This is a genomic window from Pseudonocardia broussonetiae (assembly GCF_013155125.1).
Taxonomy (GTDB): domain Bacteria; phylum Actinomycetota; class Actinomycetes; order Mycobacteriales; family Pseudonocardiaceae; genus Pseudonocardia; species Pseudonocardia broussonetiae.
The window spans coordinates 6,261,678-6,287,271 of sequence record NZ_CP053564.1 but is presented as its reverse complement, the minus strand read 5'-3'; the positions used below and the strand labels follow the sequence as shown (position 1 = coordinate 6,287,271).

General features: G+C 76.1%; 22 protein-coding genes. 11 read left to right on the top strand and 11 right to left on the bottom strand.

Annotated features, from left to right (window positions below):
• Positions 1-28: 28 nt before the first annotated feature.
• Positions 29-1,417 carry a class II 3-deoxy-7-phosphoheptulonate synthase gene (locus HOP40_RS30480; protein WP_172165539.1) on the top strand — a complete coding sequence of 463 codons (1,389 nt, stop codon included), beginning with the start codon at positions 29-31 and terminating at the stop codon, positions 1,415-1,417.
• Between the two features lie 13 nt (positions 1,418-1,430).
• Here the strand turns inward: HOP40_RS30480 and pknB are convergent, their stop codons facing one another.
• Positions 1,431-3,230, bottom strand: coding sequence for a Stk1 family PASTA domain-containing Ser/Thr kinase (pknB, locus tag HOP40_RS30475; RefSeq protein ID WP_172165536.1), 1,800 nt, complete (start codon positions 3,228-3,230; stop codon positions 1,431-1,433).
• A 79-nt stretch (positions 3,231-3,309) separates the two neighbouring features.
• Here pknB and HOP40_RS30470 point away from each other — a divergent pair, with 79 nt between their 5' ends.
• A complete protein-coding gene (locus tag HOP40_RS30470) occupies positions 3,310-3,675 on the top strand; it encodes an Rv2175c family DNA-binding protein (RefSeq protein WP_240157368.1) in 366 nt (121 codons plus the stop codon).
• Here HOP40_RS30470 and HOP40_RS30465 read toward each other — a convergent pair.
• Genes HOP40_RS30465 through HOP40_RS30450 form a run of 4 tightly spaced genes read right to left on the bottom strand, consistent with a single transcriptional unit; the run spans position 3,644 to position 8,867 of the window.
• The gene (locus HOP40_RS30465; protein ID WP_172165533.1) at positions 3,644-4,618 is read right to left on the bottom strand and encodes a phytoene/squalene synthase family protein; all 975 of its coding nucleotides are present in this window, start codon (positions 4,616-4,618) and stop codon (positions 3,644-3,646) included. The genes HOP40_RS30470 and HOP40_RS30465 overlap by 32 nt on opposite strands.
• The gene (gene mptB, locus HOP40_RS30460) at positions 4,608-6,167 is read right to left on the bottom strand and encodes a polyprenol phosphomannose-dependent alpha 1,6 mannosyltransferase MptB (protein ID WP_240157367.1); all 1,560 of its coding nucleotides are present in this window, start codon (positions 6,165-6,167) and stop codon (positions 4,608-4,610) included. The genes HOP40_RS30465 and mptB overlap by 11 nt, the downstream gene beginning before the upstream one ends.
• Before the next feature lie 28 nt (positions 6,168-6,195).
• A complete protein-coding gene (gene crtI / locus HOP40_RS30455) occupies positions 6,196-7,755 on the bottom strand; it encodes a phytoene desaturase family protein (RefSeq protein WP_172169526.1) in 1,560 nt (519 codons plus the stop codon).
• Between the two features lie 2 nt (positions 7,756-7,757).
• Positions 7,758-8,867: a polyprenyl synthetase family protein gene (locus HOP40_RS30450; protein ID WP_240157366.1), complete on the bottom strand. Its 1,110-nt coding sequence runs from the start codon at positions 8,865-8,867 to the stop codon at positions 7,758-7,760.
• Positions 8,868-8,996: 129 nt separating this feature from the next.
• On the opposite strand from HOP40_RS30450, the gene HOP40_RS30445 reads away from it, so the two are divergent.
• Entirely contained in the window at positions 8,997-9,890 is an 894-nt protein-coding gene (locus HOP40_RS30445; RefSeq protein WP_172165527.1) for a methylenetetrahydrofolate reductase, read from the top strand.
• Between the two features lie 104 nt (positions 9,891-9,994).
• Here HOP40_RS30445 and HOP40_RS30440 read toward each other — a convergent pair whose 3' ends face one another.
• Both HOP40_RS30440 and HOP40_RS30435 read right to left on the bottom strand, forming a co-directional pair.
• On the bottom strand, positions 9,995-10,651 hold the full coding sequence (locus tag HOP40_RS30440) for an LppM family (lipo)protein (protein WP_172165524.1): 657 nt from the start codon (positions 10,649-10,651) through the stop codon (positions 9,995-9,997).
• 29 nt (positions 10,652-10,680) lie between these two features.
• Entirely contained in the window at positions 10,681-11,259 is a 579-nt protein-coding gene (locus HOP40_RS30435) for a GNAT family N-acetyltransferase (RefSeq protein WP_172165521.1), read from the bottom strand.
• 227 nt (positions 11,260-11,486) lie between these two features.
• On the opposite strand from HOP40_RS30435, the gene HOP40_RS30430 reads away from it, so the two are divergent.
• Together HOP40_RS30430 and HOP40_RS30425 are read left to right on the top strand one after the other, a co-directional pair.
• Positions 11,487-11,804: a hypothetical protein gene (locus HOP40_RS30430; protein WP_172165518.1), complete on the top strand. Its 318-nt coding sequence runs from the start codon at positions 11,487-11,489 to the stop codon at positions 11,802-11,804.
• A gap of 58 nt (positions 11,805-11,862) precedes the next feature.
• Entirely contained in the window at positions 11,863-12,279 is a 417-nt protein-coding gene (locus HOP40_RS30425) for an SAV_6107 family HEPN domain-containing protein (protein WP_172165515.1), read from the top strand.
• 1,120 nt (positions 12,280-13,399) lie between these two features.
• Here HOP40_RS30425 and HOP40_RS30420 read toward each other — a convergent pair.
• Positions 13,400-14,254: a ParA family protein gene (locus tag HOP40_RS30420; protein WP_172165512.1), complete on the bottom strand. Its 855-nt coding sequence runs from the start codon at positions 14,252-14,254 to the stop codon at positions 13,400-13,402.
• A 105-nt stretch (positions 14,255-14,359) separates the two neighbouring features.
• Here HOP40_RS30420 and HOP40_RS30415 point away from each other — a divergent pair, with 105 nt between their 5' ends.
• Both HOP40_RS30415 and HOP40_RS30410 read left to right on the top strand, forming a co-directional pair.
• Positions 14,360-15,103, top strand: coding sequence for a class I SAM-dependent methyltransferase (locus HOP40_RS30415; RefSeq protein ID WP_172169520.1), 744 nt, complete (start codon positions 14,360-14,362; stop codon positions 15,101-15,103).
• A 325-nt stretch (positions 15,104-15,428) separates the two neighbouring features.
• Entirely contained in the window at positions 15,429-15,827 is a 399-nt protein-coding gene (locus tag HOP40_RS30410) for a DUF3040 domain-containing protein (RefSeq protein WP_172165509.1), read from the top strand.
• A gap of 82 nt (positions 15,828-15,909) precedes the next feature.
• On the opposite strand, the gene HOP40_RS30405 is transcribed toward HOP40_RS30410, so the two are convergent.
• Genes HOP40_RS30405 through HOP40_RS30395 form a run of 3 tightly spaced genes read right to left on the bottom strand, consistent with a single transcriptional unit; the run spans position 15,910 to position 20,402 of the window.
• Complete coding sequence (locus tag HOP40_RS30405) at positions 15,910-18,168, bottom strand: transglutaminase TgpA family protein (protein WP_172165506.1); 2,259 nt, start codon at positions 18,166-18,168, stop codon at positions 15,910-15,912.
• A gap of 13 nt (positions 18,169-18,181) precedes the next feature.
• The gene (locus HOP40_RS30400; RefSeq protein ID WP_172165503.1) at positions 18,182-19,393 is read right to left on the bottom strand and encodes a DUF58 domain-containing protein; all 1,212 of its coding nucleotides are present in this window, start codon (positions 19,391-19,393) and stop codon (positions 18,182-18,184) included.
• A gap of 10 nt (positions 19,394-19,403) precedes the next feature.
• Complete coding sequence (locus tag HOP40_RS30395) at positions 19,404-20,402, bottom strand: AAA family ATPase (protein WP_420821774.1); 999 nt, start codon at positions 20,400-20,402, stop codon at positions 19,404-19,406.
• A gap of 427 nt (positions 20,403-20,829) precedes the next feature.
• Between HOP40_RS30395 and mraZ the strand changes: the two genes are divergently transcribed.
• The 4 genes from mraZ to HOP40_RS30375 all read left to right on the top strand — a co-directional run bounded on the left by mraZ (position 20,830) and on the right by HOP40_RS30375 (position 25,205).
• A complete protein-coding gene (mraZ, locus tag HOP40_RS30390; RefSeq protein WP_172165500.1) occupies positions 20,830-21,261 on the top strand; it encodes a division/cell wall cluster transcriptional repressor MraZ in 432 nt (143 codons plus the stop codon).
• 231 nt (positions 21,262-21,492) lie between these two features.
• Positions 21,493-22,476, top strand: a complete 984-nt coding sequence (gene rsmH, locus HOP40_RS30385; RefSeq protein WP_172165497.1) for a 16S rRNA (cytosine(1402)-N(4))-methyltransferase RsmH — start codon at positions 21,493-21,495, stop codon at positions 22,474-22,476.
• Between the two features lie 105 nt (positions 22,477-22,581).
• On the top strand, positions 22,582-23,367 hold the full coding sequence (gene ftsL / locus HOP40_RS30380; protein WP_172165494.1) for a cell division protein FtsL: 786 nt from the start codon (positions 22,582-22,584) through the stop codon (positions 23,365-23,367).
• A complete protein-coding gene (locus HOP40_RS30375; protein ID WP_172165491.1) occupies positions 23,367-25,205 on the top strand; it encodes a peptidoglycan D,D-transpeptidase FtsI family protein in 1,839 nt (612 codons plus the stop codon). The genes ftsL and HOP40_RS30375 overlap by 1 nt, the downstream gene beginning before the upstream one ends.
• Positions 25,206-25,594: the final 389 nt, after the last annotated feature.

Here is a 25,594-nt window from a genome sequence, read left to right as displayed (position 1 = left end):
CCCGCCCGGGACCTTCTAGGCTGAGGTCGTGAACTGGACCGTCGACGCCCCGGTCGAAGTGCTTCCCGAGCTGCCCCCGCTGCCCGCCGACCTGCGCAGCAGGCTCGACGACGCCCTCTCCCGCCCCGCCGCGCAGCAGCCCGACTGGCCCGACGCGGCCGAGGTGGCGCACGTCCGCACGGTGCTGGAGAGCGTGCCGCCGGTGACGCTGCCGCCCGAGGTCGACCGCCTGCAGTCCCGGCTGGCCGACGTCGCGAACGGGAAGGCGTTCCTGCTGCAGGGCGGCGACTGCGCCGAGACCTTCGTCGACAACACCGAGCCGCACATCCGCGCCACCATCCGCACGCTGCTGCAGATGGCGATCGTCCTCACCTACGGCGCCTCGACGCCCGTCGTCAAGGTCGGCCGGATCGCCGGGCAGTACGCGAAGCCGCGCAGCTCGCCCGTCGACGCCCTGGGCCTGCCCTCCTACCGCGGCGACATCGTGCACTCGATCGTCGCCGACCCCGAGGCGCGCCGCGCCGACCCCTCCCGCATGGTCCGCGCCTACGCCAACGCGAGCGCCGCCATGAACCTGGTGCGCGCGCTCACCGCCACCGGCATGGCCGACCTGACGACGGTCCACGACTGGAACAAGGACTTCGTCCGCACGTCCGCCGCGGGCGAGCGGTACGAGGCCGTCGCCGCCGAGATCGAGCGGGCCGTCAGGTTCATGGACGCGTGCGGGGTCGACGACCACAACCTGCACAGCGTCGAGTTCTACGCCTCGCACGAGGCGCTGCTGCTCGACTACGAGCGCGCGATGCTGCGGATGGACACCACCCGCGAGGAGGCCCGGCTCTACGACCTGTCGGCGCACTTCCTGTGGATCGGCGAGCGCACCCGCCAGCTCGACGGCGCCCACATCGCCGTCGCGGAGCTGCTGTCCAACCCGATCGGGCTCAAGATCGGCCCGACGACCACGCCCGAGCTGGCCGTCGAGTACGTCGAGCGGCTCGACCCGAAGGGCGCCCCCGGCCGGCTCACGCTGATCAGCCGGATGGGCAACGGCAAGGTCCGCGACGTGCTGCCCGCGATCGTCGAGAAGGTCGAGGCGTCCGGGCACAAGGTCATCTGGCAGTGCGACCCGATGCACGGCAACACCGTCGAGTCCACGTCGGGCTACAAGACGCGCCACTTCGACCGCATCGTCGACGAGGTGCAGGGCTTCTTCGAGGTCCACCGCGGCCTGGGCACGCACCCGGGCGGCATCCACGTCGAGGTCACCGGCGAGGACGTCACGGAGTGCCTGGGCGGCGCCCAGGAGATCTCCGACGCCGACCTCGGCGGCCGCTACGAGACCGCGTGCGACCCGCGGCTCAACACCCAGCAGTCGCTCGAGCTGGCGTTCCTCGTGGCGGAGATGCTGCGCGGCTGACGGTCCGCGGGGTCTAGAGGGTGTCCAGGACGACCTGGGTGCCCTCCTCGACCACCGTCCCCGCCGCGGGGCTCTGGCCGATCACGGTCGGGTCCTCGTTGAGCGCGAACGGCAGCGTCGACTGCACCACGGTGCTCAGGCCCAGCTCGTCGAGCAGGGCCTGGGCGGCCGAGGCCGTCTGCCCCACGACCATCGGAACCGACACGCGCGCGGGCGCGGGCGGCGGCTCGACCCCGCGGCTGACGACCAGCGTCACCGCCCCGCCGATGTCGACGGCCTGACCCGCCGGGGGCTCGGTGCGGATCACCGCGCCCTCGGGCACGGAGTCGCTGAACTCGGCGTCGGAGCTGTCCCGGGTGGGCGTCAGCCCGGCGTCGCGGACGAGCTGCTCGGCGCCGGCGACGTCGGTGCCGGCCTCCACGGGCGGCACGACGGGGCGCCCGGTGGACACCGTCAGCGTGACGATCTCCCCACGCAGCAGCTGCGCGCCGACCGGCGGGTCGACGGCCAGCACGGCGCCGGCGGGTGCGGCGTTGTCGAACGTGGTCGTGGCCGGCCCGGTGACGAGGCCGTAGTCGTCGAGGAGCTCCGCGGCCGCGGTCTGCTGCACCCCCACGAGCGCGGGCACCTGCGTCCAGCGCCCGCTGCCCATCCACCAGGCCACCGCGCCCACCACGAGCGCGAGGACGAGCACCAGCGCGATGCCGACGGCGAAGGCGCGGCGGCTGCGGCGCCGGGCGCGGCGGTGGTCGGGGAACGGGTCGCCCGCCCCGCCGTGCAGGGTGCCGCCGGCCGGTGGCCCGGCCAGGTCGGTGCTGGTGGCGCCGCGCGGCGGGCCCGCGGGCAGCGCCTGCGTGCCGCGCGGCCCGGGCATCACGACCGGCCCGGGGTGCGTCACGGGCTCGGTCGCGTGCTGCGCGGGCCGCGGCGGGGCCGGCACGGGCACCCGCGGCACCTCGAGGCGGTGCGCGACGCGGCGCAGCTCGCCCAGCAGGGCCCCGGCGTCGGCGGGGCGGGCGGCGGGGTCGCGGTCGGTGGCCCGCAGCACCAGGGCGTCGAGCTCGGGCGGGACGTCGCCCGCGATCAGCGATGGCGGCGGCACGCGGTCGTTGACGTGCCGGAAGGCCACCGAGATCGCCGTGTCGCCGGTGAACGGCGGCGTGCCGGTGAGGAGCTCGTAGAGCAGGATCCCGGCGGCGTAGACGTCGCTGCGGGCGTCGGCGGAGCCGGTGGCGACCTGCTCGGGGGACAGGTACGCGACCGTCCCCATGATCGTGCCGACGTGGCTGGCCCCGGCCTGCGCCGCCGCGACGACGAGCCCGAAGTCGGCGACCTTGACCTCGCCGGTGTGGCTGATGAGCACGTTCTCCGGCTTGACGTCGCGGTGCACCAGCCCGAGCCGGTGGGCCTCGGCGAGCCCGGCGAGCACGCGGTCGAGCACGGCCACCGCGCCCGGCACGCCCAGCTGCCCGCGCATCCGCAGGACGTCGCGCAGGGTGGCGCCCTCCACGAGCTCCATCACGAGGAACAGCACGGGCTCCGGGCCGTGGCCGCCGCTGTCGTCGACGTGGCGGCCCTGGTCGTAGACGTCGACGACGGCCGGGTGGTCGATCCGGGCCGCGGAGCGCGCCTCCCGCTCGAAGCGGGTGCGGAACGCCGGGTCGGCCGCGAGCCGCGGCTCCATCACCTTGATCGCGACGGGCCGGTCGAGGCGGGTGTCGGTGCCCCGGTAGACGATGGACATGCCCCCGCGGGCGATCACCGGACCGAGCCGGTAGCGCGCGTCGAGCAGCGCGGCGGGCGGGGCGTTCACGAGCCTGACGGTACCGCCCGGCCACCGGCGGCCCGGAGCAGGCGCGGGGACGGCACCGGATGTGGCATCCTGTCGCCTCGTGAGTGAGGTGTCCGTTCTGGCCGACGACGTGGAGACGCTGCCCGTCGCCGAGGTCGCAACCCTGTTGAACCAGCCCGTGTCCCGGGTCCACCAGCTCGTGCGCGACGGGCAGATCCTGTCCCTGCGCCGCGACGGCGAGGTGGTGGTGCCCGCTGCGTTCTTCTCGCCCGGCGAGGAGCGCGCGGAGGTCGTGAAGGGCCTGCCGGGCACGATCACCGTGCTGCGCGACGGCGGCTACAGCGACGAGGACATCCTGCGCTGGCTGTTCTCCGTCGACGACTCGCTGCCCGGCTCCCCGATGTCGTTCCTCACCGAGGGGCGCCACCGGGAGATCAAGCGCCGCGCGCAGGCGATGGCGTTCTAGCGGGGCGCTCTCCCGGCCTCCTCGCCGCCACCGCGCGGGCCAGGCCCGGGAGCGCCACGCCGAGGCGCCTGCGGTTCGGCACCGCCACCCGGCGGTGCAGCACGGCGTAGCCCGCGGCCTCGATCTCGTCGAGGATGCCCTGGTAGAGGGCGAAGGCGCAGCCGACGCAGGCCCGGGAGACCGGCTCCAGCATGGCGATGCCGGGCGCCGCGCGGCGGTAGGTGCCGCGGGTGCGGGCGACGAGGTGCGCGAGCGCGCGCCGCACCCGCGGGTCGGCACGGCGGTGCGCGCGGCACCAGGCCAGCAGCTCGCGGTCGACGCCGAACGCGGCGAGCTCGTCGGCGGGCAGGTACACGCGGCCGCGGTCGAGGTCCTCGCCGACGTCGCGCAGGAAGTTGGTGAGCTGGAACGCCACCCCGAGCGCCGTGGCGGGCGGCGTCGCCTCCTCCAGGGGCACCGTCGTGCCGAGCACCGGCAGCATCTGCAGCCCGATCACGGCGGCCGAGCCGTGGACGTAGACGGCGAGGTCGGCGTCGGTGGCGTAGGACGTGACGTGGGTGTCCATCCGCATCGACGTCATGAAGTCGGTGAAGTGGGCCCGGTCGATGCCGTAGCGGCGGGCGGTGTCGCCCAGCGCCGCGAGGACCGGTACGTCGGTGGGCGCGCCGTCCAAGGCGGCGTGGAGGCCCGCGGTGAGGGCGTCGAGCTCCGCGGCCTTCTCGGCGACGGGCCGGTCGTCGCCCAGGTCGTCGACGATCTCGTCGGCATAGCGCGCGAAGCCGTAGAGGGCGTGCACGGCCGGGCGGCGGTCGGGCGGGAGCAGGCGGGTGGCGAGGAAGTACGTGCGCCCGTGGGCCGCGTTGAGCCGGCGGCAGGTGGCGTAGGCGGCGCGCAGGGCCGGGTCGGTGATGCCCGCGGCGTCGAGCTCGGCGCTACCGGACAACCGGGTCGGCTCCCACCGGGCGCCGGGCGAGCCCGAGCGGGTCGGGCCGCAGCAGCGACACCGCGGCCAGCGCCGACAGCGCGGCGCCGATGCCCAGGACCGCCAGGTCGTAGAGCGCGGCCTCGCCGTCGGGGTAGTAGACGATCATCAGCCAGAGCGAGAAGAAGACCAGCACCTGCAGCGCGCGCGGCGTCCAGTCGACCATCGCGAGCAGCGCCATGCCCCAGCTGACGTACCAGGGCAGCGTGGTGGGGGAGAGCAGCGCGACGGCCAGCAGCACGATGCCGGCGCGGCGCATCGCGTCGGGGCCGCCGTCGCGCGAGGCCCACCACTGGTGCACGGCGATCACCAGCAGGATCAGCGCGCCGACGGCACGGCCCGCGTTGACGAACGGCTGCATCGACACGGGTCCGAAGATGCTGACGACCGAGTGCACGAGCTGGCCCGCGCCGGTGGGCAGGGACATCCAGTTGACGATCATCGACGGCGCGCTGAGCGCGGGCAGCCAGCCCAGTCCGACGCCGGCCGCGACCGTGCACAGCGCGAACACCGGCACGAAGACCGCGATCCCGTACGCGGTGGCGCGCAGCGTGCGCGCGAGCACCGAGCCGGCCATCGTGCCCGCCCAGACCAGTACCAGGAACGGCAGCGCGACGCCCGCGCTGGCCTTGACCGCCATCGCGAGCGTGGCGAGCACGATGCCCCAGGCGTGCTGCCCGCGCAGCGCCGACAGCGCGGCCGTGGCCAGCAGGCCCATGACCAGCAGGTCGTTGTGGCCGCCGCCGACCATGTGGATGACCATGACGGGGTTGGCGACGACGATCCAGAGCGCGAGCGCCGGCCGCCCGCCCATCCGCCGCGACAGCTCGGGCAGGGCCCGGACCAGCAGCACCAGCCCCACGGCGAGCGCGAGGCGCATGAGCACGACGCCGAGGATGATCTGGTCGCCCGCGAGCCACGCGACCGACTTGGCGTAGAGGATGAACAACGGGCCGTAGGGCGCCGGGGTGTCCTGCCAGAAGTAGTGGACGTTGTCGGTGAAGATCCCGGGCAGCGCGTCGGGCCCGACGGCGTACGGGTCGAACCCGTGCAGCGGCAGCGCGCCCTGGGCGAGGTAGCTGAACACGTCGCGGGTGAACAGCGGGGGCGCCACCAGCATCGGCAGCAGCCACGCCGTGGCGGTGGTGAGCACCGCGCGGCCGCCGACGCGCCGCGCCAGCACCTCGCGGCCCAGCCGGACCCAGGCCCAGGCCAGCAGCCCGACGCCGAGGTAGATCAGCGAGTTGGCGATCTCCCGGCCGTGGCCGTAGCGCCAGAAGCCCAGCGGCGAGTTCGTCAGCAGCGGGTCGTCGACGAGGACGCCGCCCGCGCCGAACCCGCCCAGCACCATGAGCAGCGACGCGACCACGCCGAGCACCAGCGGACCCCGGGGAGGCGACCCCAGGCGGGCACGCCACGCGGACGCCCGGGGCGTGCTGCCGGCGGGCGCCGTCACGGCCCGATCGGGTGACTCCGACCGGTCGACGGGGGAGGAGGGCTGCGCGGTCATGGCGCGGACCATGCTGCCATGGCCGCCCTCAGCCGCCTGTCGGGACCCTGCGACCCCGCCCGGTCGTCGGAGCGGGCCCGGTGATGCGCGCGGCGGCCAGGCGGCCCGACAGCAGCACCGGCGGGATGCCGACCCCGGGCGTCGTGCCGCAGCCCGCGAGGACCACGTTCTCGAACCCGCGGACCAGGTTGCGCGGCCGGAACGGGCCGGTCTGCGCGAACGTGTGCGCCGCCGAGAACGGGGTGCCCGCGGCCATCCCCTGCGCGGCCCAGTCGGCCGGGGTGACCAGGTCCGACACCTCGATGTCGCCCTCGATGCCGTCGAGCCCCGGGTGCTGGCGGGCCTCCAGCACGCCGAGGAGCTCGTCGCGGTAGGCCGGTCCGACGCGCTCCCAGTCGATCGGGCCCGCCTCGAGGTTGGGGCACGGGGCGAGCACGAACAGCAGGTCGCGGCCGTCGGGGGCGAGCGAGGGGTCGGTGGCCGTCGGGCGCGTGATCAGCAGTGACGGATCACTCATCAGGCGGCCGTCGTCGATGATCTCGCGGAACGTCTCCCGCCAGGCCGACCCGAAGGAGATGGTGTGGTGCGCCGCCTCCGGTCGGGAGGTGCGCAGCCCGGCGTGCAGGACGACGGCGCTGGGGGAGTAGCGCAGAGGCACGACGCGCCGCGGCGCGCGGCCCAGCAGGTCGTGCACGACGGGCAGGTCCGGCGTCAGCACGAACGAGTCGGCCGCGAGCCGGTCGGACGCGCCGAGCGGGTCGTCGGTGGCCCGGTGGCGCACGGCGGTGACGCGGCCCGCGCCGCGCTCCAGGCCGGTGACGGTCCGCCCGTAGAGGATCTCCGCGCCGGCGGCCACGGCCGCGTCGGCCAGGGCCTGCCCGACCGAGCGCATGCCGCCCTTGGGGAAGTGGACGCCGGCGATGGTGTCCATGTAGGCGATCACGCCGTACGCGCCGAGCGCCGTCTGCGGCGGCACGCCCGCGTAGAGCGCCTGGAACGAGAAGATCCGTTGGAGCCGCTCGTCGGGCAGGAAGCCCTCGACCCGCGGACCCAGGCGCCCGAACCCGCCGAGCGCGGCCAGGCGCACCAGGTCGGGGCCGAGCAGGTTCAGCGGCGAGTCGAAGTTGGCGCCGATGAACGTGTCGATCTCGGCGCGGTAGAGCTTGCCGAGCCACTCGCGCATGCGGACGTAGCCCGCCGCCGCGTCGGGTCCGCAGACCGCGCGGACCTCGGCCTCCATCGCCCCGGCGTCGGTGTGGACGTCGATCGTCGAGCCGTCGGCGAAGTGGGTGCGGTAGGCCGGGTCGAGCTCGACGAGGTCGAGCCGCTCCGACACCTTCTCCCCGACGGCGCCGAACGCCTCGTCGAGCAGGTCGGGCATGGTCAGGACGGTGGGGCCGGTGTCGACCTGGTAGGTGCCCGAGGCGGTCTGCAGGTCGAGGCGCCCGGCGCGCCCGCCGGGGTGCTCGCCCCGCTCGACGACCGTGACGCGGCGGCCCGCGCCCAGCAGGTGCAGGGCGGTGGTGAGGCCGGCGAACCCCGCCCCGACCACGACGACGTGGTCGGTGGGACCGGTGACGGTGCGCAGCCTCATCGCCGCCGCCGGGTGGCCGCGACGGCGAGGTCGGAGAGCCGCGAGGCCGCGGGCTCCTCGATGTCGGCGGTGCTCAGGGCGTCGAGCGCGGAGCCGGTCATCGCCGCGATGCGCTGCTCCACAGCCTGCTCGGCGCCGAGGTCGACGAGCAGCCCGCGGACGCGGTCGACCCCGTCGGCGTCGAGGTCGGGGTCGCCGAGCGCGGCCTCGATCGCCGCCGCCGACGCCCGGGAGCCCTGCTCGGCGGCGCGCTCCAGCGCCAGCGCGAGCAGCAGCGTCCGCTTGCCCTCGCGCAGGTCGTCGCCCGCAGGCTTGCCGGTGACGGCCGGGTCGCCGAAGACGCCGAGCAGGTCGTCGCGCAGCTGGAAGGCGATGCCGATGTCGGCGCCGAAGCGGCGGTAGCAGGCGACCAGCTCGGGGGACGCGTCGGCGATCGCGGCGCCCAGGTGCAGCGGGCGCTCGACGGTGTACGCGGCGGTCTTGTAGCGGTCGACCTGCAGCGCGGCCCGCGGGCTCGTGTCGCCGGTGGACTGGTGCAGCACGTCGAGGTACTGCCCGCCGAGGACCTCGGTGCGCATGGCCTCCCACGGCGCCGCGGCGCGGCGGAGCGCCTCGACCGGCAGCGCGGAGGAGCGGAACAGGTCGTCGGCCCAGACGAGGGCCAGGTCACCGAGCAGGATCGCAGCGGCCGCGCCGAAGCGCGCCGGGCGGCCCTGCCAGCCGGCCTCGGCGTGGCGCCGGGCGAAGTCGACGTGCACGGTGGGGCGGCCGCGGCGGGTGGCCGAGGCGTCCATCAGGTCGTCGTGCACGAGCGCGCACGCCTGGATCAGCTCCAGGGCGCTGATCGCCTCCAGCACGCCGACGGCGTGCGCGTCGTCGGGGGAGCCCCCCGCGCCGCGCCACCCCCACCAGGCGAACGTCGGCCGCAGCCGCTTGCCCCCGCTCAGCACGAACTCCGTCAGCGCCGCGGTGGCGGCCCCGAACGCGGGGTCGATGGCGGCCGTGTCGGCGCCCCGGCGCTCCAGGTAGGCCGCCAGCACCTCCTCCACGGCGTCGGACAGCTCGTCGTCGGCGGCCCGGACGCGCTCCGGGGCGGTGCGGGTCACGAGGACGCCAGGCGGCGTGACGATCGGGGAGGCACCTGACGAGGGTAGCGGCGGTGCCGGACGTCGGCGCGGTGGCGGCGGGGCCCACTAGGCTCCTCCCGCACGGACCACATCCGAGGAGACCATCCGATGAAGATCACGGACCGGATCGGCGGCGACCAGCCGGTGTTCTCGGTGGAGTTCATGCCGCCCAAGGACGACGCGGGCGAGGCCGAGCTCTGGAACGCCATCCGCAGGCTGGAGCCGCTCGACCCGGCGTTCGCCTCGGTCACCTACGGCGCGGGCGGGTCCAGCCGCGACCGGACCGTGCGCACCACCGGCCGCATCGCGTCGGAGACCACGCTCGTCGCCATGGCGCACCTCACCGCCGTCTCGCACTCGGTGGCCGAGCTGCGCCACGTCATCGGCGAGTACGCGGCGGCGGGCATCCGCAACGTCCTCGCGGTGCGCGGCGACCCCCCCGGCGACCCGCTGGGCGAGTGGGTCGCCCACCCCGAGGGCCTCATGTACGCCGACGAGCTCGTCTCGCTGGTGCGCAGCCTGGGCGACTTCTGCGTCGGCGTGGCCGCCTTCCCCTACGGCCACCCGCGCTCGGCCGACGAGGACTCCGACCTGCAGCGGCTCGTCGCCAAGGTCCGGGCGGGCGCCGACTTCGCGATCACCCAGCTGTTCCTGGAGCCCGAGGGATTCCTACGGCTGCGCGACCGGCTCTCCGCCGCCGGCTGCGAGGTCCCGCTGCTGCCCGGGATCATGCCGCTGACGACGCTGCGCACGCTGCACCGCGGCCCGGAGCTGTCCGGCGCGCCGCTGCCGCCCGGGCTCGCCGAGCGGCTGGAGCGCTACGCCGGCGACCCGGCCGCGTTCCGCCGGGCGGGCATGGACCTCACGACCGAGCTGTGCGCGCGGCTGCTCGCCGAGGGCGTCGGCGGGCTGCACTTCTACACGTTCAACCGCTCCACGGCCACGACCGAGCTCGTGCAGCGGCTGGGCCTGGGGGCGCGGCGGGGAGTGGCGGTGGCCTGAGAGGCCGACCCGGCCCCGGCGGACCGGCTCAGCCCTGCCGGACCGGCTCGGCCCTGCCGGACCGACTCAGCCCTGCCGGACCGACTCAGCCCTGCCGGACCGACTCAGCCCTGCCGGACCGGCGGGTTGCGGGTGCGGTGCGCCGCCAGCACCACCGCGGCCGCGGCCAGCGCCACCACCAGGAACAGGCCGAGGCTCCAGTTGAACGGCGAGGGCGCGTCCGGGTCGTCGAAGGCCACGACGGCCTCGATGTCGCCGACCTCGCCCGCCTCGAACACCCAGCTGACCTCGCCGGAGTCGGCGTCGCCGTTGGCGTCGAGGACCTGGCCGGGGAAGGCGATCTTGAGCTGGAAGTCGGAGCGGTCGACGTCGACGGTGGTGAGGTCGACCGACCCGTTGACGACCACGCGGTTGCCCGCCCGGCGCAGCTCGAGGCGCACCTTCTCCCCGGGCGGCCCCGCGGCCGTGATCAGCTCGCTGACCTGCTCGAAGGTGAGGTCGGAGAACCGCACGAGCGAGCCGGCGTAGCCCTCCTGGCGGTACTCGCTGACGTCCACCGACGCCGCGAGGTCGGGCGGGAGCGTCAGCACCGGTCCCGGGTCCTCGGGGCCCGTCTCGGGCGTGGCGACGACGATCTGGCCGCGCACCGTGTCGTCGGGCTGCACCGCCAGTGCGGCCTGCACGCGCGCGCAGCCGGACAGGGCCAGCAGCGCGAGGACCAGGACGAGCAGCAGCGCGGGCCGGCGGCGCGGGGACGGCATCACGCCATCGTGCCATCCGCGGCCGGGCGTCACCTCGGGGGCGCGGGCGGCAGCGGGAGGTCGCGGCCCAGCACGGCGAACGGCCGGGCGTCGCCGGTGAAGCGGTGGTGGCGCAGGACGTCGGCGAAGCCCAGGCGGCGGTAGAGCAGCCACGCCCGGTTGGTGGGGCCGTCGCCGTTCTCCGGCGTCGAGAGCAGCACCCGCCGGGCGGTCGCGCCCGCGAGCAGCGTGCGGAGCAGCCCCTCGCCGAGCCCGCCGCCCTGGGTGTCGGGGTGCACGTGGAGCTCGGTGAGCTCGAAGTAGTCCTCGAGCCAGAACCGCTCCTGCGGGCGGGGGCGCAGGCCCCGGGAGACCTCCTCGAACCACCACTGCCCGGGCGCCCCCGTGTAGCCGTAGGCGACGCCGAGCAGTCGGCCCGCGTCGTCGACGCAGCCGACGGCGCGCCAGCCCGGGCGGCGGACGTGGTCGAGCCACAGCGTGCGGCGGTGCCGCGCGGTGCTCGGCGGGTAGCCCATCGCGGCGACGTACACGGCCAGCGCGTCGTCGACGCGCGCGGCGAGGTCGGACGGGCCCCACTCCACGATGTGCCGGGCCGGTGCGGTGGTCACCGCGCCATCACACCACGTCGGCGGCGTCCCGTCCTGCCGCGCCTGCGCGACTTGACGCGGGGGCGGCGGGAGGTTGTACTGGAGGGGATCGAACATGCGTTCGATCATCGGTGGGTCCGGCGGCGGGGTGGGGGAAGCACCCGGCCGCCGGGCCGACCGGACCGGCCGGAACCCAGACCGGCCGGGCACGGTGCCGGTCGGAACAGGCCGGTCGGGAGGAGTGCAGCGTGAGTGCCTTCAGCCGGGTGTTCCGTTCCCGGGAGCCCACACCCGTCCAGGTGCGCTGGCTGGACGGGGAGCCCGTCGAGTTCCAGCGCAGGCCCGCGCGGCGGGGGCCGCGCTACCTGATCGTCGACGTCCGCGAGCGGTGGATCGAGCAGTCGCCGTGGCCGTTCCCCTCACCCATGCCCGTCGGGGGCGACCGCCTGCGGTGCTGGCGGGTCGAGGCCCGCTCGGCCGACGAGCCCGACGTCCCCGGCCGCGAGTTCGTGCTGCGGATGCGCGCGGGCCCCGGTGTCTGGGATCTCGTCCGGGTCCCGGAATGACCGCAGGTCGGCGCGGGTTGTCCGAACAGGTGTTCGTGCAGGAACAGGGAGGTGTCCGATGACGATCACGACGGACCGACCGGTGCCCGCGCCGCGCCCGGCCCCGGTCTCCCGTTCGGCGCTGGCGCTGCTGCGGCAGGCCGCCGACGGGCTCGCCGAGGCCCACCGCGAGCACGACCCGCTCCGGCGCTACCCGGCCGCCTACCTGGCCGCGCTGCGCGCCGGGGCGGCGGTCCTGGCCGTTCGCGCCGCCCCTCAGCCCCGCCGCGGCGCGCCCCGCGCGGTGTGGGACATCCTCGCCACCGTGGCGCCCGAGCTGGGGGAGTGGGCGGCGTTCTTCGCCTCCTGCTCCGCCACCCGGGCCGCGGCCGAGGCGGGCATCGCCCGCCTGGTCGACCAGCGCGGGGCCGACGACCTGCTGAGGCAGGCCGAGCAGTTCGTGGGGATGGTGACGGAGTCGGTGCGGTTGCGGTGAGGCGCCTGCCCCAGTCCGGGCGACGTCGTCGCTGCTCGTGGCCGGGGCGGTGGCGGTGCGGGGTTGGCGGTGATCGTCGGGAGTGTGGCGTCACGGTCGTCGTGGGGGCGGTGGTGGTGCGGTTCCGGCGATCTTGAGCGAGTGATCGTCGGGATGGTCTCGTCACGGTCGTTGCGGGGGCGCTGGTGGTGCGGTCTCGGCGATCAAGGGCAGATGGCGAGGCCGCGCCCGCCGGGAGGCGTGCGGTCGGGTGATCGTGGGAGCGTGACGCTGCGGTCCTCGCGGCGACGCTGGTGGAGCACGGCGGCGATGTCTCATCGTGCGCGAGGGGGGTCACGGCCCCCGCTCCCGCGCGCCGAGACGGCTCCCGCGCGCTGAACATGCTCCCGCGCGGCCCCGGGGGCGCGCGGGAGCGGGAAATCCGCGCGGCAGCCGGGAAAGCGCGCGGGAGGGTGGCCACGGTGGCCACGGTGGCCGCCGCCGCCCGGACGTTCCGCGGGTGTGTCGCCGTGGGGCGTCGGCCTGGCGTCCTCGCGATCAGCGGCCGGAGCGGGATCGTGATCGTCGGGAGTGCGACGCCACGGTCGTTGTGGGGACGCTGGTGGTGCGGACGCGGCGATCAAGGGCTGGTGGTGAGGCCGCGCCCGCCGGGAGGCGTGCGCCCGGGTGATCGTCGGGAGTGCGACGCCACGGTCGTTGCGGGGACGCTGGCGGTGCGGTCCCGGCGATCAAGGGCTGGTGGTGAGGCCGCGCCCGCCGGGAGGCGTGCGCCCGGATGATCGTCGGGAGTGCGACGCCACGGTCGTCGCAGGGACCGTGGTCGTGCGGTCCAGACGGTCCCGAGCCGGTGATCGTCGGGAGTGTGACGCTGCGGTCCTTGCAACGACGCCGGCGGTGCGGTCTCGGCGATCAAGGGCTGATGGCGAGGCGGCGCCCGGCGGGAGGCATGCGGGCGGGTGATCGTCGGGAGTGCGACGGCACGGTCGTCGCGGCGACGCTGGTGGTGCGGTTCCGGCGATCGCCGAACCGTGATCGTCAGGAGTGTGACGCTGCGGTCCTCGCGACGACCCTGCCGGTGCTGTCGCGGTGATCAAGGTCGTACGGCGGGGGCGCGGAGCCGTCAGCGAGTGGGAGGCGGAGCCGTCGCCGCCCGCGGCCGCCGCTCGCTCCGCAGCACCCGGCCCAGCAGGGTGGTGAAGACCGCGGAGACCTCGCGGGCGCCGGGGGTGTCCCAGCTCTGGATCGGGACGCAGGCGCCCTGGGCCTGCTGCACGGCCGACCGGTCGGGCAGGACGCCGCTGAACACCAGGGGTCCGAACAGCTCGCGCAGCTCCGCCACCCGGAACTCGTGCTCGGCGTTGCGGGGGCGGACGCGGTTGATGAGGACGCCGAGGGGCTGCAGGTCGGGGTTGCCGCGCTGGCGCTCGGTCTGCACGGCGTCGAAGGCGCGCTGGACGCCGGACACGGCGAACATCGTGGGGTCGGTCACCAGCACCGCGCGGTGGGCGGCGGCCAGGGCGCTGCGGGTGAGCTGGCCCAGCGACGGCGGGCAGTCGATCACGACGAGCCGGTACGGCCCGAGGTCGTGCTCCTCGGCGCCACCGTCCCGGGCGTCCTCCTCGTCGGCGTCGACGAGCCGGCCCAGGGCGCGGGTGAGGCGGCTGAGCTGCTTCGCGCCCGGGTCGGGGTGGTTGTGGCGCTCGGTCTGCTCGGCGCCGACCATCACGTCGAGGCCCTCGCCCCAGCCGCTGGGGGCGATGGCGCGGCGGAGCACGGAGCGGCGCGGGTCGTCGAGGACGTCGGCGACGGTGGCGGAGGTGTCGCCCACGTCGAGGGCGATGGTGGCGTTGGCCTGGGGGTCGAGGTCGACCAGCAGGGTGCGGACACCGTGCTGCTGGGCCGCCCCGGCCAGCCCGAGGGCGACCGTGGTCTTGCCCACTCCACCCTTGAGGCTCAACGTGGCGACGACCTGCACGGCGATCAACCTACCCGTCCGGGGCGCCCACTACGCTGCTGCCGTGAGGCTGTCGTCGTGAACGCACCTGCCGGGAGCAACGCGGGACCCGACCCGACGGGCACGGTGCCGCCCGGTCCCGTGCACCGCGCGCTGGAGGCGGAGGTCGCGCGGGCCGCCGAACGGGCCCGGTCGCGCGGCGCCGAACCGCGCGTGCTCGACGTCGGCGGGGGCAGCGGGGCGTGGGCGGTGGCGCTGGCGCGGCTGGGCTGCGTCGTCACCGTCGTCGACAACAGCCCCAACGCGCTCGCCGCGCTGCACCGCCGCGCCCGGGACGCCGGGGTGCACGGGCGGGTCACGCCCGTCCAGTGCGACGTCGACGCCCTCGCCGACGTCGCGCCCGCCGGTGGCGCCGACCTGGTGCTCGGACACGGCCTGCTGGAGGTCGTCGACGACGCGCCGCACGCGCTGGGCGCCCTCGCCGACGCGACCGCCCCCGGCGGCGCGGTCTCGGTGCTCGTGGCCGGGCGCCACGCCGCGGTGCTGGGCCGCACGCTGGCCGGGCGCCTCGCCGAGGCGCGGGCCCTGCTCACCGACCCCCACGGCCGCTCCGGGCCCGACGACCCGCTGCGCCGGCGCCTCGACGCCACCGAGCTGCGCGCGCTGCTCGACGCGGCCGGTCTGCTGCCCGAACTGGTGCAGGGTGACGGCGTCCTCGACGGCTGGGTGCCCGGCTCGGTGCGCGACAGCGGCCCGGCGGCCACCCGGGCCGTCGCCGAGCTCGAGGTGCTGGCCGCGGCGCGTCCGGCCCTGCTGGAGCTCGCGGCGCGGCTGCACGTCCTGGCGCGGCGGCCGCTCCCGGCCGGGTGATCCCGCGCACCCCCGACCGGGGTGGCGGACGGTCACCGGCGTGGTGGCAGGTCGTCCTCGGCGGCCCGCCGCCCAGGTCGGTGGGGGTGCAGTGGGCTGCGCCAGGTGGTCGAACGGTTGCGCAGCGTGTCGGCCGTCCCTCGAACGGGGTCGCCCGGACGTGCCGCCGGTGAACCGGAACCACCCGCTCGACGAGTGCGGGTGGTCGACCGGCCCGCGGCCTCGTATCCTCTGTTCCAGGAGGCCCAGCCCGGGCGTTCGTCGCGTCGTTCCGGCACCATGGAAGATGACCGACAACAGCACAAGCAGTGCCGGAGGCGATGTAATGCCCCTCTCCGAGCACGAGCAGCGGTTGCTCGAACAGATCGAGCGCGCTCTCTACGCCGAGGACCCCAAGTTCGCTTCGACCGTGCGCGGCGGTCGGTTGCGCAAACCGACCCGTCGCCGGCGCATGCAGGGCGTCGCCCTGTTCCTGCTCGGTCTCGTCATGCTCGTCGTCGGCGTCGTGATCCAGTCCTTGTCCGGCGGCGGCGGCGGCATGATCGCCCTCATCGTGCTCAGCGTGCTCGGGTTCGTCGTGATGCTCGGCGGCTCGGTGCTCGCGGTCACCTCGTCCGGCAAGGCGCCCGCGGGCTCCGGCACGCCGGCTGAGGCCGAGAAGGAGAAGAACGGCTTCACCGGCCGGATGGAAGAGCGCTTCCGCCGCCGGTTCGAGCAGGACTAGCCGCTCTCGCCGACAGCCGCAGCGCCCGGACCGACCCTCGGTCCGGGCGCTGCGTCGTGTCTGGGGGAAGACCGGGCGGGGCTCAGACCGACGTCGTGACCGGCGCCTCGGGCGCCGACCGCACCGGCCGGACCAGCACCGAGCGCGGCAGCAACCGCCCGCGCAGCGACACCGGGCTGCCCGCGGCGATCCCGTCGCGCACGACCCGGACCGGGCCGGCGAGCTCGCCCGGCTCGGGGTGCCGGTCGCCGAACCAGCTCGCCTCGACCGCGCCGACCACGGCCCGCACCGCGTCCTGGGCCGCCGCGTCGAGCCGGTGCTCCCGCACCAGCCGCCGGGCCGCCGCGCGGACGGTGTCGGTGGCCGGCACGGGCACCCGCCGGTCGACCGACGTCGCCACGATCTCGTCCCAGGCCGCCCCCGCGGCCCCGGTGCCGCCCGCCGCCGCGGCCGCGAGGCGGGACCGCCCGCGCAGCGCCCGCACCGCGGCGGGCACCAGCCCGACGAGCACCAGGCCCAGCACGACGAACAGCGGCCACAGCGGGAGGCCGGGATCGGCGGCGACGGGCGCGGGTGCGGCCGCGTCGAGGGGCTGCTCGCCCGGGGCCGTGGTGGGTGCGGTGGTCGGCGCGGCCCCGGTCGGCGCGGCCGGGACGGCCCCGGCGCCGGTGCCCCCGCCCGCGGCCTCGGCGCGCGCGGCCTCGACGTAGGGAGGGGTGATCGTGCGGCCGTCGGTGAGCGGCGTCGGGTCGAACGTCGTCCAGCCGATGCCGGGGAACCACGCCTCGACCCAGGCGTGCGCGTCGGCCGTGCTCACGGCGCGGTAGTCGCTGATCGGGGAGCCCGCGGTGAAGCCGACCGCCACCCGCGCCGGCACGCCGACGCTGCGCAGCATGACCGCCATCGCCGAGGCGAACTGCTCGCAGTAGCCGACGCGGCCGACGGTGAGGAACTCGACGAGCGCGTCGTCGCCCGCGGGCGGGGCCGTCGCCAGGTCGTAGGTGAACGCGGTGTCGGGCCCGGTGAAGTACTCCTGCAGGGCCATCGCGCGGTCGAAGTCGCTGGCCGCACCCGCCGTGACCTGCTGCGCGATCTCGGTGACCCGCGGGTCGACGCCCAGGATGTTCGCGTAGATCGCGGCGGGTCGCTCGCCCTGCGCGGCGCGCAGCAGGTCGGTGGTGGGCGCGGGCAGGAACGCCCGCTCGGTCCACGTCTCCTGCTGCTGGGGGCGGGCGGTGTAGGCGATGCCGCTGGGCTCGTCGTAGACGAACAGGTCGGGCGCGAGGCCGCCGATGCCCAGCGGGGCGCCGTAGACGGGGAGCCAGTAGTCGCGGAAGCCGACGTTGCCGACCGTGACGTCGACGACGTCGCCGGGCACGCCGGGCTGCGTGAACGGCCCCTCCGGCGCGACGCCCGGCCCGGGCCGGGTGGCCTGCCAGCCGATCCCGGCCTGGTAGTCGCTCAGGGTCAGGGCGCGCAGGTACTGCGGCTGCGCCAGGCCGCGGACCTCGAACAGGGGAGTGGGCTCGCTCTGGTCGAGCTGGCCGCGCAGCGCCGTGAACGGGCTGAGCCCGATCGCGCCGCGGCCGGTGCCGTCCTCGCCGCCGTCGAACCGGCCCGCCGTGCCGACGAAGGCCGTGGCCGTGCCGAGCAGGAGGGCGACCACCGCCGCCCCCGCGACGAGCACCGCGCCGCCGGGGATCTGGCGCCGGTTGCCGTCGGGCGCGAGGAGCAGGACCCCGAAGCCGAGCGCGGCGACCGCGAGCGTCCACCACGGCAGCAGGTCGTCGGCCAGCGCGGCGGGCACGGCGAACGCGGCGAGCAGCGGCACCCCGGCCGCAGCCGGCGCCCCCGCCCCGACGACGGCCAGGTGCACCGCCACGGCGAGCAGCCCGAGCGCGGCCGTGACCAGGAACAGGATCTCCGGGGTGGCCGCGACGGGTGCGGTGCCGACGTCGATCTGGGCGCCCGCGCCCGCGAGCAGCGCGCCCATGTCGCCGAGCGCGGCGGGCCCGGGCAGCACGCGCGCCACGCCGTCGTCGGTGAACAGGGCGGTGAGCAGGCCGAGCACGGCCGCCACCTGCACCAGCGCGACGGCGACGGCGGGCACCCGCGGCACCAGCGCCCCGACCACGCCGACGACCGCGACGAGCGCCACGGCGCCGCCCGCGTAGCCGAGCCAGGTCCAGCCCTGCACGACCGACGAGACCGGCGCGGCGGCGAGCAGCACCGCCACCGCGCACAGCAGGGGGGCGAGCGGCCGCACGACCGGCCCGGGGGCGGGCGGCGCGGGCGGGGGAGGCGGGGCGGCGCGCAGGGGGCGGGGCGCGGTGAGGGTCATGCTGCGGTCCTGGTCATGCGGTGCTCCCGATGCTCTGCGCGACCAGGTCGTCCCACGCGCGGTCCGGCCCGACGCCGGCACGGGCGACGGCCACCCGCCAGCCGGCGGAGCGCAGGGCGGCCGCGGTGGCGGCGGCGTCCGGGCCGCGGCCGGAGGGGTCCCAGCCGGCGACGTCGAGCAGCACGGCGTGCCCGCCCGCGGGCTGCCGGGCGACCAGGGCCTCCAGCTGCCCCGACTCCATCCCGCCGAGCACGGCCAGCACGTCGCCGGAGAGCTCGGGCCCGGCGAGGTCGGTGCGGGCGGCGGGGCGCAGGGCGGCGAGGGCGTCGAGCAGCGGGTCGACGTCACCGGACGCGGAGCCCAGCGCGGCGCCGTCCTCGGTGACCAGCGTGATCACCTCGCCCCGGCCGCCGAGGTGGGTGCAGATGCTCGCCGCGAGGCTGATCGCGACCTCCAGGCTGGCGTCGGGGCCGTGCCCGCGGTGGGCGGCGTCGCGGCGGTCGAGCAGCACGGTGGTGCCGGTGCGCCACGGGCGCTCCTCGAGCCGCACCATCAGCTCGTCGTGGCGGGCGGTGCTGCGCCAGTGGACCCGGCGCAGCTCGTCGCCCTGGCGGTACTGGCGGACGAGGACGTCGGACCGGCCCTGCCCCTGGTGGGCGAGCGCGGCGCCCGGGGTGCCCTCGCCCGAGCCCATCGCCTGCGGCATCCCGCGCAGCCCGACGACGCGGGGCAGCGACACCAGCCGCGACGCCGGCGCGAGCTCCCGCTCGAACTCCGCCAGCCCGAGCGGGTCGGTGGCGCTGCCGGTGAGCGGGCCGATGCGGTGCACCCCGCGCTGCGTCGGGACGAGCGGGTAGGACAGCTGCGCGCCGGCACGGGGGGAGAGGCGGTGCACGGTGAAGCGGGGCGGCGCCGCGGGCTGCGGGCCCGCCGCATCGGGCACGGCGTCGACCAGGCGCAGTGCGCCGACCAGCGGGCCGCCGCGCAGCGCGATCGCGACCTCGACCTCGCCGCCCGCGGGCACCCGCTCCGGCCCGACCTCGCGGGTGCCGCGCACCGACCGCCGCGTGCGCGCCGAGACGAGCAGTGCGAGCAGGGGCAGCAGCGCGACGAACGCGCCGACGCGGAGCAGGTCGCGCTCGTCGAGCACGAACGCCGAGACCGCGGTGGCGACGCCCGCGGCGAGCAGGCAGCGCCCGCGGGTCGTCAGCCCGGAGAAGCGCATCGGCGGTCCGTCAGCCGCCGGACCGCGACGGCACCGGGTGGCGGCCGAGCAGCCCGCGGACGAGGTCGACGGCCGAGCGCCGCGACGCCTGCGCGTCCGGGGTGAGCAGCAGGCGGTGGGCCAGCACCGGCACCGCGACGGCCTGCACGTCGTCGGGCACGACGAACCCGCGCCCGGCCAGCGCGGCCTGCGCCTTGGCCGCGCGGACCAGCTGCAGGGTGGCGCGCGGGGAGGCGCCGAGGCGGACCTCGGGCAGGCGCCGGGTGATCCCGACGAGGTCGACGCAGTACTGCCGCACCTCCGGCCCGAGGCGCACGTGCCGCACGGCGTCGATCACGGCGTGCAGGCGGCGGGCGTCGGTGACCGGGCCCAGGGAGTCGAGGGGGTCGACCGTGGCGTGCTCGTCGACCATCGCGAGCTCGGCCGAGGGGTCGGGGTAGCCGACGGACACGCGCGCGGTGAAGCGGTCGCGCTGGGCCTCGGGCAGCGGGTACGTGCCGTCCATCTCGATCGGGTTCTGCGTGGCGATGACCATGAACGGGCTGGCCAGGGCGTACGTGGCGCCGTCGATGGTGACCTGGTTCTCGGCCATGCACTCCAGCAGCGCCGACTGCGTCTTGGGCGACGCGCGGTTGATCTCGTCGGCGATGACGATGTTGGCGAACACGGGACCGGGCCGGAACTCGAACTCCGCGGTCTGCCGGTTGTAGATCGACATGCCGGTGATGTCGCCGGGCAGCAGGTCGGGCGTGAACTGCACGCGGCTCACCGAGCAGTCGATGGAGCGGGCCAGCGCCTTGGCGAGCGAGGTCTTGCCGACGCCCGGCACGTCCTCGACGAGCAGGTGCCCCTCGGCGAGCAGCGTGACGAGCGCGACGCGCACGACGTCGGGCTTGCCCACGATCACCCGCTGGATGTTGGCCGCGACCCGCGCGCTCAGTTCGGCCACCTCGGCCAGGCCGAGAGCGGGGCCCGCGTCCCTCCCGGACCGGCTGCTCGTCGTCGTCACCCGACCTCCTCCTCGCCGTCGGCTCCGCCCCGGCGGGGGTGGTCCTGGCCCCAGTCTGTCAAACGGCCCGTGAACTCGGACCCGGACGGGTGACGTCGGGCCTCCCCACTCCGCCCCACCCCCGGACCCACCCCGCTCCCCGGACCGCCCCACCACGCCCCACCGGTCCGTTCTGCGGGTGCGGATCGGCCGATTTCGTCACGCACCGTGATCGTTTGGCGCTCTGTGGGCTACGAGCGCCGTCGCGCGGCCGTGTGGTCCCCCACGAGCCCCCACTCCGCCGCACAGGCCCTGACCAGGGGATTCAGCTCGCGACCAGCGCGAAGACGGGTCCGTCCCGAGTTGACGGTGGAGGGAAGTGGGGTAGTGTGGAGATCGCTGGGGCGCGCTGGGTGGCCCTGGCCCGGCCGCGGTGGAGGTGGCGCCGATGTTCCTCGGCACCTACACCCCGAAGCTGGACGACAAGGGGCGGCTCACGCTGCCCGCGAAGTTCCGGGACGAGCTGCGAGGCGGTCTGATGATCACGAAAGGGCAGGACCACTGCCTCTACGTGTTCACCAGGGAAGCCTTCGCCGAGATGGCCGCCAAGGTCTCCTCGGCGCCGCTCACCAGCGAGTCGGCCCGGGTCTTCCAACGCAACCTCTTCTCCGGCACCGACGACCAGAACCCCGACTCGCAGGGCCGCATCGCCATCAACGCGGAGCTGCGGCGCTACGCGGGGCTCAGCAAGGACTGCGTGGTGATCGGCGCGTTCACGCGTGCCGAGATCTGGGACGCGCAGGCCTGGCAGCAGTACCAGGAACAGCACGAGGACGAGTACGCGAAAGCGCAGGAGGAGGTCCTTCCCGGGCTCATCTGAGCCCGGTCGGGAACACGTTCGGTGTCCCCACCCGGGCGCCGCGTTCCTTCCCCGACGCATCCGGCCCTGGCGCACCTTCCCCGGTGCCAGGTCCGGCGGCGACGTGGAGGTGGGCGCGGCGTCCGGGTGGGGACACCGCCGACCCCAACCAGGCTGGGGAGCAGGGTGGGGTCCGCGGACACCGGCGGCGGGGCACGACCGATCGGCGGCGGCAGGCGTGGGAGGTGAACGGTGCAGGATCACGAGGACGGGCCGGCTGGGGCCAGGCACGTCCCGGTGCTCCTGCCCCGCGTCGCCGAGCTGCTCGCCCCCGCGCTGAGCCGGCCCGGCCCCCCTCCGGTGCTGGTCGACGCCACGCTGGGCCTCGGCGGCCATGCGGCGGCGTTGCTGGCGGCGCACCCGCGCCTCGTCCTCGTCGGGCTGGACCGCGACCCGGACGCCCTGGCGATGGCCGGGCGCCGGCTCGTCGCGTACGCCGACCGCACGCACCTCGTGCACGCGGTCTACGACCGGATCGCCGACGTGCTCGCCGACCTCGGGCTGGGGCCCGTCGACGGCGTGCTGTTCGACCTCGGCGTCTCCTCCCTGCAGCTCGACGCGGACGAGCGCGGCTTCTCGTACTCCCGCGACGCCGACCTCGACATGCGGATGGACCCCACCACCGGTCCGACCGCCGCCGACGTCCTCAACACCTACCCGGTGCCGCAGCTCGCCCGCGTGCTGCGCGAGTACGGCGAGGAGCGGTTCGCGCTGCGCATCGCGCAGGCGGTGGGCAGGCGACGCGCCACGGCCCCGCTGACGCGCAGCTCCGAGCTGGTCGAGCTGCTGTACGCGGCGGTCCCCGCGGCGTCGCGCCGCACCGGGGGCCACCCCGCGAAACGGACGTTCCAGGCGCTGCGGATCGAGGTGAACGCCGAGCTGGAGGCCCTGCGCGGCGCACTGCCCGCCGCGCTCGACTCGCTCGCCGTCGGCGGGCGCCTCGTCGTCCTGTCCTACCACTCGCTGGAGGACCGGATGGTCAAACGGGCACTGGCGGCGCGATCGGGATCGCGCACGCCGGTGGACCTCCCCGTCGAACTGCCCGGGCACGGGCCCGAGCTGCGGCTGCTCACGCGCGGCTCGGAACAGGCGGGCGAGGACGAGATCGCCGACAACCCGCGGGCGGCGTCGGTGCGCCTGCGGGCGGTGGAACGGATCGGGGGAACTGCAGCATGAGCACGAGGGTGGGGACAGCATGAGCGAGCCTGCGAGCGAATCGTCGGCACGGCGCCTGCGCGCAGCGCCGACCGAGCGCAGCGAGGTCGTGCGATGAGTGCGCCGGTGACCGAGCGATCGCGGGTGCGCACCGCGCCGAGGCCGGCGCGCGCGCCCCAACCCGCGGTCATCCCCGCGCAGCGGGGTGCCCCGGCGGCGCAGCGGGCGTACGCGAAGCGCGACGAGCGGCTGCGGCGCCTCGTGGGCGGCGGGCGTCCCGCGCGCAGCGGGCCGTCGACGCGCCGGGCGCAGTTCGTGCTGCTCGTGATGGTGCTGCTGGGCGTCGGCCTGGTCCTGACGCTGTGGCTGTCCACGGCCGCGGCGGCCGACTCCTACCGGCTGCAGGCCGCGCGGGACGAGGCCGGTTCGCTCTCGGAGCAGGTCGAGCGCCTGCGCCGGGAGGTGGCGGTGGCGGCGTCGGCTCCCGAGCTGGCCCGCCGCGCGTCGGAGATGGGCATGGTGCCGGTGCAGGACCCGGCCCGGCTCGTCGTGGGGGAGGACGGCGGCGTGACGGTCGTCGGCGACCCGATGGCCGCCCGTGCGCCCGCCCCGCCCGCGCCGCCGGCCCCGGCCGTCGTCGCGCCGGCGCCGGTGGACCCGAACGCGCCGGTCGACCCGAACGCGCCCGTCGACCCGGCCGCCGTCGGCGACCCGGCCGCCGTCGCCGACCCGGCCGCCGCCACCGACCCGGCCGCCGCCACCGACCCGGCCGCCGCGGCGGACCCGGGCGCAAACGCCATCGATCCCGAGCTCGCCGCCGGGGCCGCCCCGGCCGCGGCCGAGCCCTCGGTGCCGCCGGCCGCCGATCCCGCCGCCACCGCACCCGTCGACCCCGCCGCGGCCACGGGCTGATGCCCGCCGCCCCGCCCCGGACCCGGCCGGGCGGAGCGGCACGCACGTCGCCGGTCGCCCGCAAGGCACCGCCGCGCCGTCCGCCGCCCCGCACCCGCGACCACAACGCGCGGTTCAAGATCGGCCGCATCGTGCTCGTGGTCGCGCTCGGGCTGGCCACGCTCAAGCTCGTCACCGTGCAGACGGTGCAGGCCTCCGAGCTCAAGGCGGCCGCCGAGCGGCAGCGCACCGTCGAGCTCGAGGTGCCGGCCGCCCGCGGCTCGATCCTGGACCGCGCGGGCACGCCGTTGGCGTTCAGCGTCGAGGCCCGGGCCCTGGTCGCGAACCCGCGCACGATCGCCCGCACCCTGGGCGACGCCACCGCCGCGACGGTCCAAGAGATGGCCACCGCCGTCGCCGCGTCGACGGGGCAGGACCGCCAGGAGCTCGTCGACAAGCTCAGCGCCGACCGCGGCTACGTCGTGCTCGCCGAGTACGTCGACCCGGACGTGGCCCGTGACCTGCGCGAGCGCTTCCCGCTGATCGCCGAGGAGTACCGCGAGAAGCGCGAGTACCCGGGCGGGTCGCTGGCGTCGAGCATCGTCGGGTTCTCCCGCTGGGACGCGGGCGAGGAGCGGATCACCGGCCGCGAGGGGCTGGAGAACTCCCAGGACAACCTACTGGCCGGGTCGCCCGGGCTGCGGGTCGTCGGGCAGGCGGAGGAGAGCGCCGCGGAGATCCCGGGCAGCACGCAGTTCGAGCGCCCGGTCGTCCCGGGGTCGGACCTGCAGCTCACCCTCGACTCGGACCTGCAGTTCACGGTGCAGCGCGCGCTCGCCGACGAGGTGGCGCGCACCGGGGCGGGGGAGTCGTCCTCGGCCGTCGTCCTGGACGTCGCCACCGGGCAGGTGCTCGCGCTGGCCAACGGCGGCGACGCCGACCGCTCCACCGGCAGCGGCGGCGGCAACCCGGCCGTGACCAGCCCGTTCGAGCCCGGGTCGGTCAACAAGGTCGTGACGATGGCCGCCGCGCTGGAGTACGGCCTCGCCACCCCCGACGAGGTGCTCGCCGTCCCCGGCAGCATCCAGGTGGCCGACCGCACGATCAGCGACGCCTGGGTGCACGGCGTCGAGAACTACACGCTGACCGGCGTGCTCGCGAAATCGTCGAACGTCGGCACGATCATGACCGCGCAGCGGGTCGGCGAGGACCGCTTCGCGGCGATGCTGGCGGCCTTCGGCATCGGGTCGCGCACCGAGGTCGGGCTGCCCGGCGAGAGCGCCGGCTCGGTGCCCGCGCGCGAAGCGTGGTCGGGCTCGACCTTCGGCAACCTGCCCATCGGCCAGGGCCTGTCGATGACGGTCCTGCAGATGGCCGGGATGTACCAGGCCATCGCCAACGACGGCGTGCGGATCCCGCCGCGGATCGTGTCCGGCACGATCGGGCCCGACGGCCTGCGCACCCCGACGCCCGCACCCGAACCGGTGCGGGTGGTCTCCCCGGAGACCGCGGCGCAGATGCGGACCATGCTCACGGCCGTCACGCAGGACGCCCGCGGGCAGCGCGGCACCGGCCCGCAGGCCGCCGTGCCGGGCTACCAGGTGGCGGGGAAGACCGGCACCGCGCAGCAGGTCGACCCGGACTGCGCCTGCTACTCGCGCTCGTCGTACTGGATCACCTTCGCCGGCATGATCCCGGCGCAGGACCCCCGGTACGTCATCGCGATCATGCTCGACGCCCCGGCGGGCGGCTCCAGCGCCGCCCCGCTGTTCCACGACATCGCCAGCTACCTCGCCCAGCGCGAGGGCCTGCCGGTGAGCGCGGACCCGGCGCCGGTGCAGACCCTCGTGGCCCCCTGACCCGTTCCCGCGCGCGTTTCCGGCTCCTGCGCGCTCCCGGGGCCGCGCGGGAGCTGGAAACGCGCGCGGCAACCGGGTGTGCGCGCGGGAGCGGACGCGTCGCCGCCCGCCCGATCTGCGCACCTCCCAGCCTCCTGCGCGCGTTCCGTGCTCCTGCGCGCTCCCGGGGACGTGCGGGAGCTGGAAACGCGCGCGGCAACCGGGTGCGTGCGCGGGAGCGGCGGCGTCGCCGGGACGGGTGGGGCATCGGCGGGGCACCGGGGCCGCGTGACGCCGGGGATGGGACGTCCTGCTGCGCGCAGGTGCTGCCCCCGGAGCATCGAGCCGGGTGCGCACCTCCCAGCCTCCCGCGCGCGTTCCGTGCTCCTGCGCGCTCCCGGGGCCGCGCG